The sequence below is a fragment of the Spirosoma sp. KCTC 42546 genome (assembly GCF_006965485.1).
Classification (GTDB): domain Bacteria; phylum Bacteroidota; class Bacteroidia; order Cytophagales; family Spirosomataceae; genus Spirosoma.
Genome location: NZ_CP041360.1, coordinates 7003135 through 7019140, shown reverse-complemented (window position 1 = coordinate 7019140; position 16006 = coordinate 7003135). Strand labels below are relative to the sequence as shown.

The 16006-nt window shown below is 49.8% G+C and carries 18 protein-coding genes; 14 read left to right on the top strand and 4 right to left on the bottom strand.

Going from position 1 to position 16006, the window contains the following annotated elements; genetic code table 11:
- The first annotated feature begins 348 nt into the window (after positions 1–348).
- The 8 genes from EXU85_RS28655 to EXU85_RS28625 all read left to right on the top strand — a co-directional run bounded on the left by EXU85_RS28655 (position 349) and on the right by EXU85_RS28625 (position 8272).
- Positions 349–1878 carry an IS1182 family transposase gene (locus EXU85_RS28655; RefSeq protein ID WP_142775370.1) on the top strand — a complete coding sequence of 510 codons (1530 nt, stop codon included), beginning with the start codon at positions 349–351 and terminating at the stop codon, positions 1876–1878.
- Positions 1879–2263: 385 nt separating this feature from the next.
- Positions 2264–3187, top strand: a complete 924-nt coding sequence (locus tag EXU85_RS28650; protein WP_142775369.1) for an AraC family transcriptional regulator — start codon at positions 2264–2266, stop codon at positions 3185–3187.
- A 136-nt stretch (positions 3188–3323) separates the two neighbouring features.
- Positions 3324–3491 carry a hypothetical protein gene (locus EXU85_RS35530; RefSeq protein ID WP_168207880.1) on the top strand — a complete coding sequence of 56 codons (168 nt, stop codon included), beginning with the start codon at positions 3324–3326 and terminating at the stop codon, positions 3489–3491.
- A 113-nt stretch (positions 3492–3604) separates the two neighbouring features.
- Complete coding sequence (locus tag EXU85_RS28645; protein WP_142775368.1) at positions 3605–4555, top strand: gluconolaconase; 951 nt, start codon at positions 3605–3607, stop codon at positions 4553–4555.
- Between the two features lie 45 nt (positions 4556–4600).
- A complete protein-coding gene (locus tag EXU85_RS28640; protein ID WP_142775367.1) occupies positions 4601–5005 on the top strand; it encodes a DoxX family protein in 405 nt (134 codons plus the stop codon).
- A gap of 166 nt (positions 5006–5171) precedes the next feature.
- Positions 5172–6164 (top strand): aldo/keto reductase, encoded by a 993-nt coding sequence (locus tag EXU85_RS28635; RefSeq protein WP_142775366.1) that lies wholly within the window; start codon positions 5172–5174, stop codon positions 6162–6164.
- Between the two features lie 85 nt (positions 6165–6249).
- Positions 6250–7197, top strand: a complete 948-nt coding sequence (locus EXU85_RS28630) for an AraC family transcriptional regulator (protein WP_142775365.1) — start codon at positions 6250–6252, stop codon at positions 7195–7197.
- A gap of 85 nt (positions 7198–7282) precedes the next feature.
- A complete protein-coding gene (locus EXU85_RS28625) occupies positions 7283–8272 on the top strand; it encodes an aldo/keto reductase (RefSeq protein ID WP_210422415.1) in 990 nt (329 codons plus the stop codon).
- Positions 8273–8321: 49 nt separating this feature from the next.
- On the opposite strand, the gene EXU85_RS28620 is transcribed toward EXU85_RS28625, so the two are convergent.
- From EXU85_RS28620 to EXU85_RS28610, 3 genes are all read right to left on the bottom strand, one after another.
- Positions 8322–8663 (bottom strand): EthD domain-containing protein, encoded by a 342-nt coding sequence (locus tag EXU85_RS28620; protein ID WP_142775364.1) that lies wholly within the window; start codon positions 8661–8663, stop codon positions 8322–8324.
- 82 nt (positions 8664–8745) lie between these two features.
- Positions 8746–8937 carry a hypothetical protein gene (locus tag EXU85_RS35885; protein ID WP_246859282.1) on the bottom strand — a complete coding sequence of 64 codons (192 nt, stop codon included), beginning with the start codon at positions 8935–8937 and terminating at the stop codon, positions 8746–8748.
- A gap of 74 nt (positions 8938–9011) precedes the next feature.
- Positions 9012–9590, bottom strand: coding sequence for a Crp/Fnr family transcriptional regulator (locus tag EXU85_RS28610; RefSeq protein ID WP_142775363.1), 579 nt, complete (start codon positions 9588–9590; stop codon positions 9012–9014).
- Positions 9591–9891: 301 nt separating this feature from the next.
- On the opposite strand from EXU85_RS28610, the gene EXU85_RS28605 reads away from it, so the two are divergent.
- The 6 genes from EXU85_RS28605 to EXU85_RS28580 all read left to right on the top strand — a co-directional run bounded on the left by EXU85_RS28605 (position 9892) and on the right by EXU85_RS28580 (position 14802).
- Positions 9892–10866, top strand: a complete 975-nt coding sequence (locus EXU85_RS28605) for an NAD(P)H-binding protein (RefSeq protein WP_142775362.1) — start codon at positions 9892–9894, stop codon at positions 10864–10866.
- An 11-nt stretch (positions 10867–10877) separates the two neighbouring features.
- Positions 10878–11798: an AraC family transcriptional regulator gene (locus EXU85_RS28600; protein WP_142775361.1), complete on the top strand. Its 921-nt coding sequence runs from the start codon at positions 10878–10880 to the stop codon at positions 11796–11798.
- A gap of 80 nt (positions 11799–11878) precedes the next feature.
- A complete protein-coding gene (locus EXU85_RS28595; protein WP_142775360.1) occupies positions 11879–12325 on the top strand; it encodes an ester cyclase in 447 nt (148 codons plus the stop codon).
- 42 nt (positions 12326–12367) lie between these two features.
- Positions 12368–13108, top strand: coding sequence for an SDR family oxidoreductase (locus tag EXU85_RS28590; protein WP_142775359.1), 741 nt, complete (start codon positions 12368–12370; stop codon positions 13106–13108).
- A gap of 56 nt (positions 13109–13164) precedes the next feature.
- A complete protein-coding gene (locus EXU85_RS28585; protein ID WP_142775358.1) occupies positions 13165–14292 on the top strand; it encodes an epoxide hydrolase family protein in 1128 nt (375 codons plus the stop codon).
- A 156-nt stretch (positions 14293–14448) separates the two neighbouring features.
- Complete coding sequence (locus tag EXU85_RS28580) at positions 14449–14802, top strand: nuclear transport factor 2 family protein (RefSeq protein WP_142775357.1); 354 nt, start codon at positions 14449–14451, stop codon at positions 14800–14802.
- A gap of 265 nt (positions 14803–15067) precedes the next feature.
- Here the strand turns inward: EXU85_RS28580 and EXU85_RS28575 are convergent, their stop codons facing one another.
- Positions 15068–15946, bottom strand: coding sequence for an MBL fold metallo-hydrolase (locus EXU85_RS28575; protein WP_142775356.1), 879 nt, complete (start codon positions 15944–15946; stop codon positions 15068–15070).
- Positions 15947–16006 lie beyond the last annotated feature (60 nt).

The window sequence follows — 16006 nt, the reverse complement described above, 5'->3', positions numbered from 1 at the left end:
CACCGCAGCCGCGGACGGTCGCAACGGCGAACCGTAAAAAATCGTCAAGACTTTGCTATAGTAATACGACTCTAAACCTGTTTGCATACAGCCAATTGTGAGACGCTTAACGTGGGCGGATTCCATGACTTATATACGTATTTCAAGCCATAGAATCCGCCCAACTTTGGCTCATAAACTCAGGCAATGCTACTGAAATGAGACATAGATTTATGAGATGGCAATTTGAGACAGTTTATACCCCTATTTTGCTGGTTTTATTAGCTAGTGCTACCGTTGTATAAAACGGGCGTGGCTGTTGCGCAACTCCGCTTAGGGATATAAGGGGCCTTTTCTGTATCTTGAGATATGCAAGGCCGAAAAGAATATACCGAAAAGCCCATCACTTATTTTCAGCTGTCGAGCCACATTCCGACAGATAACTTCTATCGTCGGCTAAAGGAGAGGCTTGACCTTACTTTCCTCTATGAACATACTAAAGAACTCTATGGCTCAACGGGCAATCCCTCGATTGACCCAGTGGTATTCTTCAGGTTTATGCTCATCGGCTATCTGGAGAATATTACCTCTGACAGAAAGCTGATTGAGCACTGCTCCATGCGCATGGATATGTTGTATTTTCTGGGGTATAACATCGATGAACCATTGCCTTGGCACTCCACTCTGAGCCGGACCCGCCAGCTATATCCAGAAGCACTTTTTGAGTTATTATTTGACAAAGTATTCCGCCTGTGTGTAGCCCACAACATGGTAGCCGGTCGGCGGCTCGCTATCGACTCGGCTCCTGTCAAAGCGAATGCTTCGATGGAAACACTCTTAGAAAAACAGCCCCAACGACCTGGGCTCAAGTTGCTACCCCAAGTTGAAGATCAAAATGGACCAGTAGATTCGATCCCTAAACTTAGCCCCCGTCAGGCAGCCTCGGTAATCACAGCTGCCGATCACCAGTTGAGACGGCTGAAAAAGCATCAACAAAACCTGAAGAGTGCGCCTATCACCTTGGGAGCCAGTAACGAAAAGGCACAGTTGCTGAGCAATAAAACCCATTATAGCCCTACCGACCCCGATGCGCGCATCTCCATCAAGCCGGGTAAAGCCCGCAAACTCAACTACAATTGTAGCCTGGCAGTGGATACGGCCGAAGGGATTATCAGCCATGTACAGGCTAATTTTGCCGATGGCCGGGACAGCCAGTCTCTACCTGATATTATGCGGAAGCTTCAGCAGCGGTTAGTACACAATGAGTTGCGTCTAGAGGAGATACTGGCCGATACTGGCTACTCGAACGGCGGCAACTACGCCTTACTGGAGGGGTGGAAAATCACTGGCTGGATACCCGTTTTCGGCAAGTATAAGCCCCAGATTGATGGCTTCCCCTATGACCCAGTTGCTGACCAGTTCACTTGTTCCGCTGGGAAGCCACTGTCCTTTAAGAATTTCGATTCGCAGGCCGATGGCGGTTTGCTGAAAATCTACCGAGCCGCTTACCAGGACTGCCAACAGTGCCCGCTTAAACCCACGTGTATTCCCAACAGTAAATGCCGACAGATAACCCGGACGGCCTATGATCCCTTCTATCGTCGAGCCTTGGAACGCCAGCAAAGTCGGCGGGGCAAACGCATGAAACGGCTTCGCCAACAGACGGTAGAACCGGTCTTAGGCAGTTTAGTAGAGTACAATGGCTTACGAAAGATCAATGTACGAGGCAAAGCTGGGGCTCACAAGGTGATGCTAATGGCAGCTGTGGCCTTCAATCTGAAGAAGTATATGAAGTTCACGACCAAGTCTACTGTCAGCCAGGCCATAGCCCTAAAAGTGGAGTGGTCATTGGCTCCTGGAAACACTTTTCTGAGCTTTACCATGCTTTATTTCAACTGAGATGGAACAACGAGGTAAGAAAATCTGACCACTAGCCTATACAGCATGAACAACCGATGTAACAAGCGGAGTTGTGCAACAGCCACGCCCGTTATTTGAAACACCACTTCCTTGGATTGATTAGAAAAGATTCGACTTATTGATCCCGTATGTTGCCTTACAGGCTAAGACGGAAAGCGTTTTTTCTTTTCGACCAGCAATTAGTTGGTTAATTAAGGACCGGAAAATCGCCCAAACTCTTTACCTTACAGATGGTGCTGTTTAGTGGGGAAAGTTCCCTCAGGACTGTCTGGTTTTCCAGCCACTAAAAAAAACCGATTTCAGATAAAGAACTAAGCTATTCCAGCAGTTGCATATTGTCGACAGAACTCCTTTGCCCGATAAAATGGCCGAATCGATTAAAACGTACACGAATGAGAGCTTTCGCCACCAGTACATACGAGCAGAAGCGCTTGTAGATAACCTGCTTAAAACAAACTTCGGGCACTTCTTCGTCACCCGAATCGAAGATGCTATTCCTACGATGAAGCTGCCCGTGCCACCAGTACGTTCGACCAATCACAGTTTGGTGTATTTATCACAGGGCGAAGTTACAATGGGAGTCGGGGCAGAAACTTACAGAATTGGCCCGGACACGTGCCTGTTTGTGCCAGCAGGCCAGGTGTTCTCCGTCGATGCGGTCAATATGGTAAACGAGAATGAAGGGTATCTCTGCAACTTCCATCCTGATTTTCTAATCGGGCGATTTGGCAAAGCCGAGTTGCTCAACGACTACGAGTTTCTACGGGTCTGGGGCAACCCACATGTCAGGTTAGATAAGCCAACGGCGGATTTCGTCAGCCAGGTGTTCAACCGAATGTTGTTGCATTATTCCACCTTTGGACTCACGCAGCTAGTCCTAATACAAGCTACGTTCATTACCCTATTAAGTGAAATCAATCAGGCCTATCAGCCTGCGCTGGTCAGTCCCAAAATTCCTGCTCTCAACATTACTAACAGGTTTAAAGAATTGCTTTTCACCTACGGCAAGAATTATCATCTGGTAGCCGAATACGCCGACCGACTCAACATTTCGGCTAATCATCTGAACAAGTCAGTTCGGCTCATTACGGGTAAATCGCCTATTAAATGGATTGATGAAACTATAGTATTGGAAGCCAAGGTGTTACTCTATCAAACCCAGCTTTCTATTGGTGAAGTTGCTGCCCAGGTAGGAATCGCAGATGCGTCGTATTTCAGCCATCTGTTCAAAAAATACGCGACAGTAACTCCCTCGGCTTTTCGGAAAATGATTGAAATTCACCAATAGCCGCCCGTTCTGTCATACCCCGCAACGTAGACCAGTAAGACCTTTGTACAACCAAGAGCGATCACAAATCAAGTGCATCGCGCCGGGAATGCTCCGGCCATTGGCAACCAGGTTTATCAACTTACTGATCTGATTTATGCCGCCGATTGAAAGTCCCTTTCCCTTCATCAACGAAGGCCACACTTTGAATGCCTTACTGGTCCACCGGGCACAAGCCAGGCAATACCCTGCTGTGGTTAGGCCCGTTAACAGCTTCTACCAGCACGAAGCAGCAAGCACGGCACTCGCCGAAGCCACATCCTGAGTCTTCTCTGACATCCAATTTTAGGATTTTGTCCTTCAGTCAAGCCCTGAGGCTGTCAGCGCTGTGATTGGCACAGTTTCATTTAAAAACCACTATATAAAAACTTCATCACTATGAAAATCAACACCAACGCAAGCGCGGTACTGGTTGCGTTAATCACTGTTTTAAGTGCCTGCGAAGACCACCGCGATAGCCCTAATGCTTCCTTACCGGAGCGCATTGAGTTTGTGGCGAATCGGCTCTACCCGGAAGGTATTGCTTACTCGTCTCAGTTAGGAAAGTTTCTGGTATCGTCCATATCAATGGGAACAATCAGCACTGTGTCTAGCGATGGTCAATTCGAAGAGATACTGGCAGCGCCTGAACTGGTCAGCGGTATCGGGATAAAAGTGGCTGGTAATCGGGTGTTCGTTTGCAATAGTGATCCGGGGACCGCCATGAAAAGCACACCGGCAGGCGCTTTTCAAACAGCCGAATTACTGGTTTTTAACCTGGACACGCGCAAACTTGAACGCCGAACGGACCTTGACGCTCTGCTGCCAGCGGCTGACCGGAATTTCGCCAATGATGTAACGTTGGCCCCAGACGGCACCGCTTACGTTACCGATTCATTTTCGCCGGTTATCTATAAAGTCACTCCGGATGGAACAGCCAGCGTACTACTGCGTGACAACGTCAATTTTTCAAGTCCCGGCTTTGGGTTGAACGGGATTGTGTATCACCCGAATGGCTACCTGATCGTGGCCAACGTTGGCCAGCAGAAACTCTACAAGGTCGATTTGCAGCGCGGAAACGCGGTCACAGAGATTACAGGTACGGGGCCACTCCCCGGCGATGGACTGTGTTTACTGAACAACGATTTATACGTGGTGACCCAGGGGACCCGCGTGGCGCAGGTCCGCAGCACAGACAACTGGCTAACGGCTTCTGTTGTCAAGTTTGACGAAGGCGTTTATACGGGAGCAACGACGAACGTAGCAGTTAACAACCAAGTGTACACGCTGAATGCCCGGATCAGCGAAACGATCAATGCGCGGGATTTCAGCATCCAACGATTCCGCTAAGGGTTAATTAAGGTATTTGTCAACTCATTTTATCACGCAAAACACATGTCCGTTTCCATTCGCAATCTTGTAGCCTGGATCCTCCGGCTACTGCTCTGTCTCGTTTTTTTGGCTTCCAGCATCAGAACACTGAGCGACTTGCCCGGTGCAGTCAGGCTGTTTACTACGTTGGGGCTTCCTGGCTGGTTAGCCTACGTTATTGGGGGCGCTGAACTCCTCGGGAGCATTGGTTTACTAGTACCAATGCTCACCCGCTTTGCTGCTATAGGCCTCTCCATTATCATGATCGGTGCAATAGGTATGCATGCCTTTTTGATTCCGGGCGGTCTGATGGGTGGGATACCGGCCATGATTCTGCTCCTGTTGTTGACAAGCCTACTCTGGCTGCGTCGCCTTCACCCGTCAGAAGCATTTGACGTATCCAGAGAAGACATTACTACACAAGTGTGAGTTAGCATCGGCCTTACTGACTGAAAGCGATTTACCCTTGTCTGTTCTGGCCGTTCTCAGTAAAGGTACCGCGTTTTGTATTGCAGAAACCGCATTTCGTGTAGCTGCCAGGAGGGTCAAAGGCTGACCTTTGTATCGTAATTAATTGATTAAACTACAAGACGATATGAACACGTTGAAAACAGTAGCGCTAGGCAGTCAGGGACTGCAGGTTTCGGTGCAGGGATTGGGCTGTATGGGTATGAGCGATTTTCCCGGCGGCACGATATACGGTACGCCCGACGAACGCGAAAGCATCGCCACCATTCACCTGGCAATCGAACTCGGAGTTACCATGCTCGATACGGCGGATGTATACGGCCCCTTTACCAACGAACAGTTAGTCGGCAAAGCCCTGGCGGGAAAACGCGACCAGATTACGATCGCCACCAAATTCGGTTTCGAAGTCGACGCTGCCGGTGCCATTACCTACGCCTTTAATGGCCAGCCGGCGTACGTCCGGAAGTCGATTGAGCGCTCATTGAGAAACCTCAAAACGGACTACATCGACCTCTATTACCTGCACCGACTGGACCCTAATACGCCGATTGAAGAGACTGTTGGTGCTATGGCGGATCTGGTTCAGGAAGGAAAAGTCCGGTATCTGGGTCTGTCTGAAGTGCCCTCCGACATCATCCGACGGGCGCATGCGGTTCACCCCATCACAGCCATCGAAAGTGAGTATTCGCTGTTCGACCGGGAAGTAGAGGTAACGGGTGTGCTGGCAACAACGCGGGAACTGGGTATCGGCTTTGTGGGTTACTCGCCCCTGGGACGGGGTTTTCTGTCGGGGGCGATTAAATCGCCGGATGATTTCGAGCCGACTGATTCACGCCGGATGTTTCCCCGCTACCAGGGCGACAACTTTTACAAGAACCTGGAGTTAGTTACCAAGCTGGAGTCAATGGCCGTAACGAAAGGCGTTTCGGCGTCGCAACTGGCCCTGGCCTGGGTACTCGCTCAACACGTAGTAGCTATCCCCGGAACGAAACGGCGAACGTACCTGGAAGCCAATGTAGCCGCTGCTGCCATCACATTAAGCCCTTCGGAACTCGACGAACTCGATGCTATTCTGCCGGTGGGCAGCGTAGCGGGCTCCGCTTACCCGGTTTTTAGCTAAAAAAACACCGTTTTGGGCTGTTTAATGAACCCATCCGAGCGCATTAACAGCCCGAAACGGATCTTACCCAATGGTTTATATACCGATGAAACACACGACCACCGATATCCAGACGCTGCATACCGTCACGGAATACACCCGGTTCTACGACCTGCCCGCCCCCGCGCATCCGTTGCTGACGCTGATTGATCTGGGAGCCGCTAATAAACAGGCGGTGGCCCTTGGCGGCAAGGTGGTACACAAACCAGTAGCGCTCCAACTCTACACGATTTTTCTGAAACGAAACTTGAATGGACTGCTGTACTACGGTCATCGGCCCTACGATTTTAGTGATGGGGTCATGGGTTTTTCAGCGCCCGGCCAGGTATTCGCGGTCGATCCGTCATTAGATACGACCCAGGTGACGGGCTGGATGCTGGTGTTCCACCCGGACTTGCTGCGGAAATACCCCGTAGGCAAACGAATTGGCAGCTACGGCTTTTTCTCGTATGCCGTGCATGAAGCGCTTCATCTGTCGGAACAGGAAGAAGTTCAGCTTAGCCGATTGCTCGACAACTTGCGGGCAGAGTGCGAACGACCGATCGACGCGTTCAGTCAGGACGTACTGGTAGGGCAGGTCGAATTGCTGTTGACCTACGCCGACCGTTTTTATACCCGGCAGTTTGTTACCCGACGCTCCGTGGAACACGACCGCGACGAAGGATCGGTCTTGAGCCGGTTCGAGACCGCGCTGAGAGACTATTTCGCGCGGGAGGCTGACCAGCCTTTGCCAACGGTTCAGTTTTTCGCCGATCAACTGAACGTGTCTCCGGCCTACCTGAGTGATCTGCTTAGGGTACTGACTGGTCAGAACACCCAGCAGCACATTCACAATGCCCTGATCGAGAAGGCGAAACGACTGCTGCTGACAACGTCCCTCTCGGTCAATGAGACGGCCTTCCAGCTTGGCTTTGAATACCCGCAGTATTTCAGCCGACTGTTCAAAAGCAAAACGGGTCTCAGTCCGGTGGCCTTTCGTTTCTCGGCGCAATAGCGTTTTAGTAACCCTTTTTAAACGACAAACAACACATACAATGACACTCAATGACTATCGTACACTGGGCCGCTCCGGCCTGGTGGTGAGCCCCTTAGCCCTGGGCACTATGACCTTTGGTAACACGGCCTGGGGCTCGCCGGATGATACCTCCCAACAGATCTTTAATCAGTACATCGATGCCGGGGGTAACTTGATCGACACCGCCGACGCCTACTCCGGTGGCCGCAGTGAAGAACTCGTCGGTCAGTACATAGTCGATCGAGGGGTACGCGACCAGGTGGTGCTGGCGACCAAATTTGGCTTCAACACGCAACCGGGCAACCCACACGCCGGGGGCAACGGGCGCAAGCATATTCATAACGCCCTCGAGAGTTCTCTGCGTCGGCTCAAGACCGACTATGTAGACCTCTACTGGCTGCACGTCTGGGATATGGTGACGCCCGTGGAAGAAGTGTTGCAAACGTTGGGCGCCCTGGTGCAGGCGGGTAAGATTCGGTACTTCGGCTTCTCAGACATGCCTGCCTGGTACACGGCTAAAGCGGCAACGCTGGCCACCGTTCATCACGTACCTGGCCCCATTGCCATGCAGATGGAGTACTCGCTGGTGGAGCGCATGGTGGAGCAGGAACATATTGCCGCCGGTCGCGACGGCGGACTGAGCCTGTCGCCCTGGAGTCCACTGGCAGCTGGTTTTCTGGCGGGCAAGTACCAGCGGACCAATGCCGGTGCCAGCGGGCAGGGACGACTGAGCGGCTCTAATCCGTTCGGTACGTCGAAATTCACCGACCGGAACTGGCAAATTCTGGACGTGCTTCGTACCATGGCCGGACAGCAGAATGCCCCGCTGGCTTCCGTGGCCCTGGCCTGGCTTCTGGCGCAACCCGGCGTGACCGCACCGATCATGGGTGCCCGCCAGATGGATCAGTTACGGGACAATCTGGCGGCACTCACAATCCGGTTCACAGCGGATCAACTGGCGGCTTTAGAAGCCGTTTCCCGACCGAGCCTGTTTTTTACGCCGGGCCTGAAAAAGATGATCTTCGGCGGAGAGACAGGTCAGGCATGGCAGTAGTTAGCCTAGTAGGAGGATAGATGACAACGTACCTGGGTACGTCGTTCCGTTATAAGACCGCATTTTCGGAACATACCAGGAAACCACAGCCTGCCATGTCCAGAAACTTCGCTTCATCAGGCCGTACCAGAGCCAGATACCGCTCGGATAGGAACACCTGCCCCATGGCATCTTCATTGTCGAACCATAACTCGGTTATGCCGTCGTACGCCTGGGGTGGCATCCCCGGCAACGCAATCGGTAAGGAGTGGCACTGCACATAACGACGCACATGCTGCTGTACTTCAGGCAGGGAAATGAACAAGGGCGCGTGTTTGGTCTTGTGATAGGTGACAAACTCGTCGTGACTTAAGTCGGCGCGTTTGCGCAGGAGAATCGTGAATTTGATCATTGATAAATCGAAGAAAATGTGAAAAATGAATGTGTATGGATTGGGCTATCCGTAAAGCCAATTTTGTCGGGGTAGTGCCTGCCTATTGCTGGCGCATAACGAACGTGGAGATCGCCAGTAATAACCGGCGGGAGGGCGTCAGCCCGGTGCTAATGGCGAGCAGTCGGTTCAGGATCAGATCAGTTCCATCCCGGGCGAACAGGGTCGCCAGTTCATAGCCGATTCCGCCTGATGCGCCGGTGATGAGCGCCGTTTTTCGTGTTGTGGTCGTCATTTGTTTGTGTTTATCTGGCACAAAGGTCGACCTCCACAAACGCCCAAATCGTTGACGTTAGGTAAGAAAGGTTGTTAGTGTTGACTGAGCCGCTTGCGGATTCGACTCAGGGATTCTGGCGTAACGCCCAGGTAAGAGGACAGATGAAACTGGGAGATTTGGTTGACCAGGGCCGGTTGCGTAGCCACCACGTGCAGGTACCGCTGCTCGGGCGTTAAAAACTGGAGGAGTTCGATGCGCTCGTTGACCTGCTGGTAGACCTGCTCGGCCATCAGTCGACCAAAGCGTTCCCAGTTACGCGATTGTCGATAGGCTTCTTGCACATCATTGTAGCTGAAGGCGAATCCCCGGGCATTTTCCATCGCCTGCCAGTAGTAATGGGATGGTTTGCGACTCAGAAAGCTCTGAAAGTCGACCATGAAGTTGTTCTCAAGGGCAAATCGGTAATTGATCTCCCGGCCGTCGGGATCAACGTAGTACATGCGAAAGACGCCGTGGGTCAGGAAGTAAATGTCAGTACACACCCGGCCGGGCTCCATCAGTGTTTGCCCTTTAAGTACGGAAAAGGTCGATGTCATGGCGTCCAGCAGGACAAAATCGGCGTCCGTCATGGGCATAATGGCATTGACAGCTTCTTGCAGTGCTTTGTACATGACTGGATTGACCGGGTAAATTGTTTCGTTTGAGGCTACTATCGCCTTTACTTCCACTCGAACGTAGGCGAAAGCGCGAATGGATGTGTTTGCAGCAACGCCAGCGCATTGTATAGGTCTGGCTAGCTACTCTATAATAAACTGTTAAATCATGGTGCAGCGTATAAAACCAGTGACCTCAGCAAAACGCATTGACACGCCCAGTCTGGCTGCTGTCTTTCTTTTCGGCACAACATACTGTGTTTTGGCTACTTTTCTGGGTTCATACTTTCTGAGTTTTGCGATGACAAACTCAAATTGTATGAAGATTAGTATAACCGGCTCATTAGGCAACGTCAGCAGGCCGCTCGCTTGCCGATTGGTACAACAAGGGCATGCTGTTACGGTAGTTAGCAGCAAAAGTGAGAGACGAAAAGAGATTGAAGCCATTGGCGCAACAGCAGCTATTGGCACCATGGAAGATGCCGACTTTCTGGCAAAGACCTTCAAGGGGGCCGATGCTGTTTATGTGATGGAGGCTTTTGAGACGGAGCGGTATCTCGATAAACAGCTTAACATCATCGAGGCAATTTCTAAAGTCGTCAACAACTATAAACAGGCTATCCAGCAAGCTGGCGTTAAACGCATTGTACACTTAAGCAGTATGGGTGCCCATACAGACGTAGGTACGGGGCTGCTGGCTGTTCACTACCATGCGGAGACCATTCTGAGACAGTTACCGGACGATGTTTCCATAACACACATTCGTCCTGCCGGTTTCTACAATAACCTATTTCAGAACATACCCTTGATTAAGGGCAGGGGCTTTCTGGCGCACCTGCTGGCCTTCCGTTACTACGGACTACTGCCTCTGTTGAGGGGTCAGACGGGCATTCTGATGGCAAACTACGGCGGAGCTGATAAAACCGTGTGGGTCTCGCCACTTGATATTGCCGATGTGGTTGCGGAAGAGCTGATCAAGCCTTTTCGCGGCAGAAACGTACGGTATGTAGCCAGCGATGAGATGACCTGCGATCAGGTAGCCACCATTATCGGTGAGGCAATCGGTAAGCCGTATTTAAAATGGGTAACTATTTCTGATAAACAGATGCAGACCGGTGCGGAACGCTTTGGGATGCCTAAGCAAATTGCCAAAGCGTTGGTCGAGATGAATGCGGGTATTCATAGCGGTTTGGTCCATAAAGACTATTTCCTGAACAGACCCGAAAAGCTGGGAACGGTCAAGATGGTTGATTTCGCCAGGGAGTTTGCCGCGGTCTATGCCGATCACAACTAACATGTTCAAAAATGGGAAACATCAAGCCATGCAGGGTTAGAACAATCAGCGAGTTCCATCAGCTTCGGGGGTTGCCCAAACCCGAGCATCCGCAGATCAGTCTGATTGATCTGGATGCAGACACGCAACCACTGAAGGAAGCGTCCTACCAATTTATCTGGGAATTTTATTCTGTTTCTTCGATTGGAAAAACGGCGGATGCCAAATTTAAGTACGGCCAGCAACCGCATGATTTTGACGAAGGGGCTATGTTTTTTATGGCGCCCAATCAGGTTTTTACCATTGAGAAGGGCAGGGAGCCGATCAGTCCATCTGGCTGGATCTTACTGATTCATCCTGATTTTTTATGGGAGACAACGCTGGCTACAAAAATAAGGAAGTACGATTTCTTCGATTATTCGGCCAACGAGGCCTTGTTTCTGTCTGAAAAAGAAAAGGCCATAATTAACACTATTGTCAGGAATGTTCAGCAGGAATACCGTTCCAACATCGACAAGTTCACGCAGGATATTATCATTTCCCAAATCGAAACATTACTAAACTACGCCAAACGGTTTTATCAACGCCAGTTTATTACGCGCAAAAAATCGAACCACACCCTTCTGGAGCATGTAGAAGCGCTCCTTTCCGAGTACTTCACGAGTAAGGAACTAATTGAGCATGGGCTACCTACGCCAGAGTATGTAGCGCAACGGCTAAACGTATCCCGAAATTATTTGAGCAGTGTATTGAACGTGCTTACCGGTCAAAATACACAGCAGCACATTCATGCTAAACTTATTGATTTGGCAAAAGAAAAGCTATCAACGACTGACTTAACCGTCAATGAAATTGCGTATCAGGTAGGCTTCGAATACCCACAATCCTTCAGTAAGCTATTTAAACGTAAGACGGCCCTCACGCCCCTTGAATTCAGGAAGTCGTTTAACTGATGCGGCAACAGATGGGTAATTTATCTGGCTACAAGCACCAATACTTAGTTCAATCAATACATCAACGTTACCTGGTCATTATGGAAAATCAATTAAGTCGTGAAGAGCTGATTAGCCGGCTGATCAAAGCCGGAGAGCTCGAAGTACTGGGTGCCGAACAGGCGGACATTGACGCGTACTTTGACGTGGAGAATTTTAGGTTTCATGGCCCCGGCGGTTTTGAGTCTGATTACGCCGGGCTCACCAACTATTTTAAATCGATCCGGGCTGCCTTTGCTGACCGCTCTATTAAACGGGGGATGATTGTCGTTGAGGGAAACCATGTAGCCTGTCAAACCTGGATTGAAGGAACGTTTGTGAATGAATTCACACAATCACCCGCCGGTCCGTTGCCACCAAATGGGCAGCGGGTGGTCTTCGATCTGATCAACCTGTTCCGCTTTGACGATCAGGGACGACTGGTCGAAGAATGGGTGCAGACTGACAACAGAACCTTTCTGGGTCAACTAGGTGCGGCAGGCAAATAGTGAACCCCGTCTCGAAAAAATTGCCGACTAAAAACAATCAACATGAAAAACGAACTAAAGGGAAAGGTAGTGGCCATTACCGGCGCAAGCAGCGGGATTGGAAAAGCCACAGCAGTTGAATTAGCTAGACTCGGCGTCAACGTTGTGTTAGGTGCCCGTAGAACCGAGCAGCTGGAGACAATTGTGGACGAGATCAGGCAGGAAGGCGGCAACGCCGAGTTTGTAAAACTAGATGTCAGGAACAAAGAAGAGCTGGTTCAACTGGTCAATAAAGCAGTTGACTCCTTTGGCCGATTGGACGTTCTCATCAACAATGCGGGGGTTAGTCAGCTTAGCCGGATTGATGAACTGGATATCGACGGCTGGAATGATATGATCGACATCAACCTCAAAGCCGTCCTGTATGGCATGGCAGCGGCTATTCCCGTTTTCAAAAAACAACAGGAAGGGCACATCGTCAATATTATTTCTACCTCGGGCATAAAAATCGTGCCGACGCAGGGGGTCTATGCCGCCACCAAAAATGCTGTCCGGACGTTAGCCGAGGCTTTTAGGCAGGAGTCGGATGGGACAATCCGGATTACCGGTATTTCCCCCGGATTTGTCAAGACAGGCTTTGCCGACAACATCAAAGATCAGCAAATGAAGGCGACCATTATGAAAAACATGGATCAGCTTGCGATCAGTCCTCAGGCAGTTGCCAACGCGGTGATTTATGCCATCAGTCAGCCGAAGGATGTGGAAGTTGGTGATATTGTCATTCGTCCGGCAGCCCAAAATTAAGCGACTTTGGGCAGCCGTAACGAGTAAAAACTAATCGTTTTTCCAAGAAATTCAGCGTGATAGAGCCTTTCCGTGTTAACGTACCTCAAGAAATCCTGGATGATTTAAGGGGCAAGATAAGCGCTACCCGTTGGCCTGATGAGCTAGTGGATTCGGGGTGGAGTTATGGCACCAACCTCGCCTACTTGAAGGAGTTAGCCGCCTATTGGGCAACTGATTTTGATTGGCGCAAGGTAGAAGACGAAATAAACGCCTACCCGAATTTTATAGCCGTAATTGATAGCGTCCGCATTCATTTTTTGCACATAAAAGGGAAGGGAAAGCAGACCATTCCCTTGCTCATCACGCATGGATGGCCGGGTTTATTCCTAGAAATGATGAAGCTCATTCCGCTTCTAACCCAGGCTGACGACCTATCATTTGATGTCGTTATTCCATCGGTCGTCGGGTTTGGGTTTTCTGGCACCTGTTCACAGCCCGGTTGTGACAGTGCCTTTGTGGCAGAGGTATGGCACAAATTAATGAGCGAACTGGGCTACAAAACGTATGGAGCACAGGGGGGTGATATTGGTGCTGGGATCAGTACCTGGCTGGCCTTGAAACACCCCGAGAGCGTGATAGGTCTACACCTAAATTATATTCCTGGCTCGTATAAGCCCTTTCTGCACGAAAACGAGTCGATGCCCGAAGACGTAAAGGCATTTCAACGATCGGCCAGTGACTGGTCGGCTCGGGAGGGGGCGTATGCGCAACAGCATAGCTCTAAACCGCTCACGTTGGCCTATGGTCTGAATGATTCGCCGACTGGGTTGTGCGCGTGGATCGTCGAGAAATTCTATGGCTGGAGTGACCATCAGGGAAATCTCGAAACCGTATTCGCCAAAGACGACTTACTGGCCAATGTTACGTTGTACTGGGTTACCCAAACGATACACTCCTCGATACGCATGTACAACGAAAACAGTAAACGTCCTCTACTATTTCGTGAGCACGATTTTGTGCGGGTACCCGTCGCATTTGCGAAATTTCCAAAAGAACTACCCACACCACCCCGCGCTTACATCGAAAAAGGATATAACATTCAGCGTTGGACAGAAATGAATACCGGCGGCCATTTTGCTGCCATGGAACAGCCCCATTTATTGGCAAGGGATATCAGGGCATTTTTCAAGGGAATTGGCTAGTTAATTTGTAGCTAGAACGTATGCAAATAGGAGTAACGCTAGGGTAGCGGGGCTTCTTCTACTTATGCTGTGTCAAAGTTATAGCGCCGACACTATGGGGTTAGTTCAGACCTCCATAGCTAACCTTTTTGATTAGTAACTCTAAAAGCAAACAAATTGGATAAGCACATTCATGCCTTAATCAAAAAAGCCTATTCGGCTTTTAACTCGAGAGATATCGACAGAGCGCTTTCTACATTTCACTCAAATGTGGAATGGCCAAAAGCATTTGAAGGTGGTTACGTGAGTGGCCACGAAGAAATACGCAACTATTGGACACGTCAATGGTCCGAAATTAATCCTACTGTCGATCCAGTCAACATTATTGAAAGACCGAATGGCACATTGGAAGTTAACGTCCATCAACTTGTAAAAGACTTACAAGGCAATACGTTATTTGACGGAGTAGTTAAGCACATTTACACAATCCAAGACGGCCTGCTACGACGAATGGATATAGAACTTCACTAGATAATTAATTATCAGGCACATATCATAACGCAATTGTAGATCACCTCAAGTTTTGTAAGGTTAACTAAAAAAGAATCTCCGTATGATACTGATGGCGTTGGACAGTTATTAAACAGCGTCACACAAAAACGCTCCATTCCGCGAGATGCTAATCGCTGATTATCGATCCGTGACCGCTTCACGGCCTGGCCCAACCGGGGAGCGTGGCTTTTTTATCAATTAGCCATCGGTCAGTATGGCTACAATGGCCCAATAATTAGCCCATTTAGTTAATCGGATCGCTTCGTAAAATATCCCAATGCGTTTGACCCGGTAGAAGCCGATGAACCGGAATGGTTACGTGAAAGGCGGTGCAGAAACGACGAATGGCCTCGTCTATTTTTTCCGCAGAATACCGCGACGAGAAATGACCCAGAATCAGCGTTTTAATGTTAAGATCAGCAACAGCCGCCAAAACATCTTCCAGCGTGCTGTGTTGATTCCGGTTCGTTTCTAATGTAGAAAATTCGGCACGGGTCAGGAAGGTCGCTTCGTGGATCAAGATCTGCGTGTTATTCCACTGATCAAAGTTTTCGGCGGGTGTGTCGCCTGAATACGCTAGTAAGTTTGTCCTGACTTCATCCGTAAGAGTTTCCCGCCCAAACTTCTCCGCTAACTGCCGCAACGCTTCCCCTGACAGGTCGACGAAATCTGATTTAAGCTTATTTTTTGTGTGGTAAATCTGATAGCCCAAGCTTTTTACTTCATGTGGTTGTGCGTTGAGTACGTGATTGTTCCGGGCCGATTGCACAAATAAGTCTTTACGAAGCTGAATGTGTTGCTGATCACCCATCGGGTGCCATACCGTTTTTTTGACTCGCCCATCAAATTGTTTTGAAAAGGTTTCTAGGGCTGAAATAGACACCGCATCGGTTGGATAATAAACGGATGGAAAGCCCTCGCGGGCGTTTAGTTCATTCAAGCGTAACAGTCCTGTTACGTGGTCGCGGTCAGCGTGGGACAGGAAAATATGGTCAATCTTGCGAGATTTCTGTAAGAGTGTGGGGGCAATGCCATCGCCCGCGTCGAGTAATAGTCGTAGCTCTTCAACGAAATACCAAGTTGAAAATAGAGCAGTCGAATAACCAGTTATCGTCAGTATCATTTACGCACGGGGACTAGCACTAATACAGTACTATATCTAGTTTGTTTGGCAGCCCTGGTG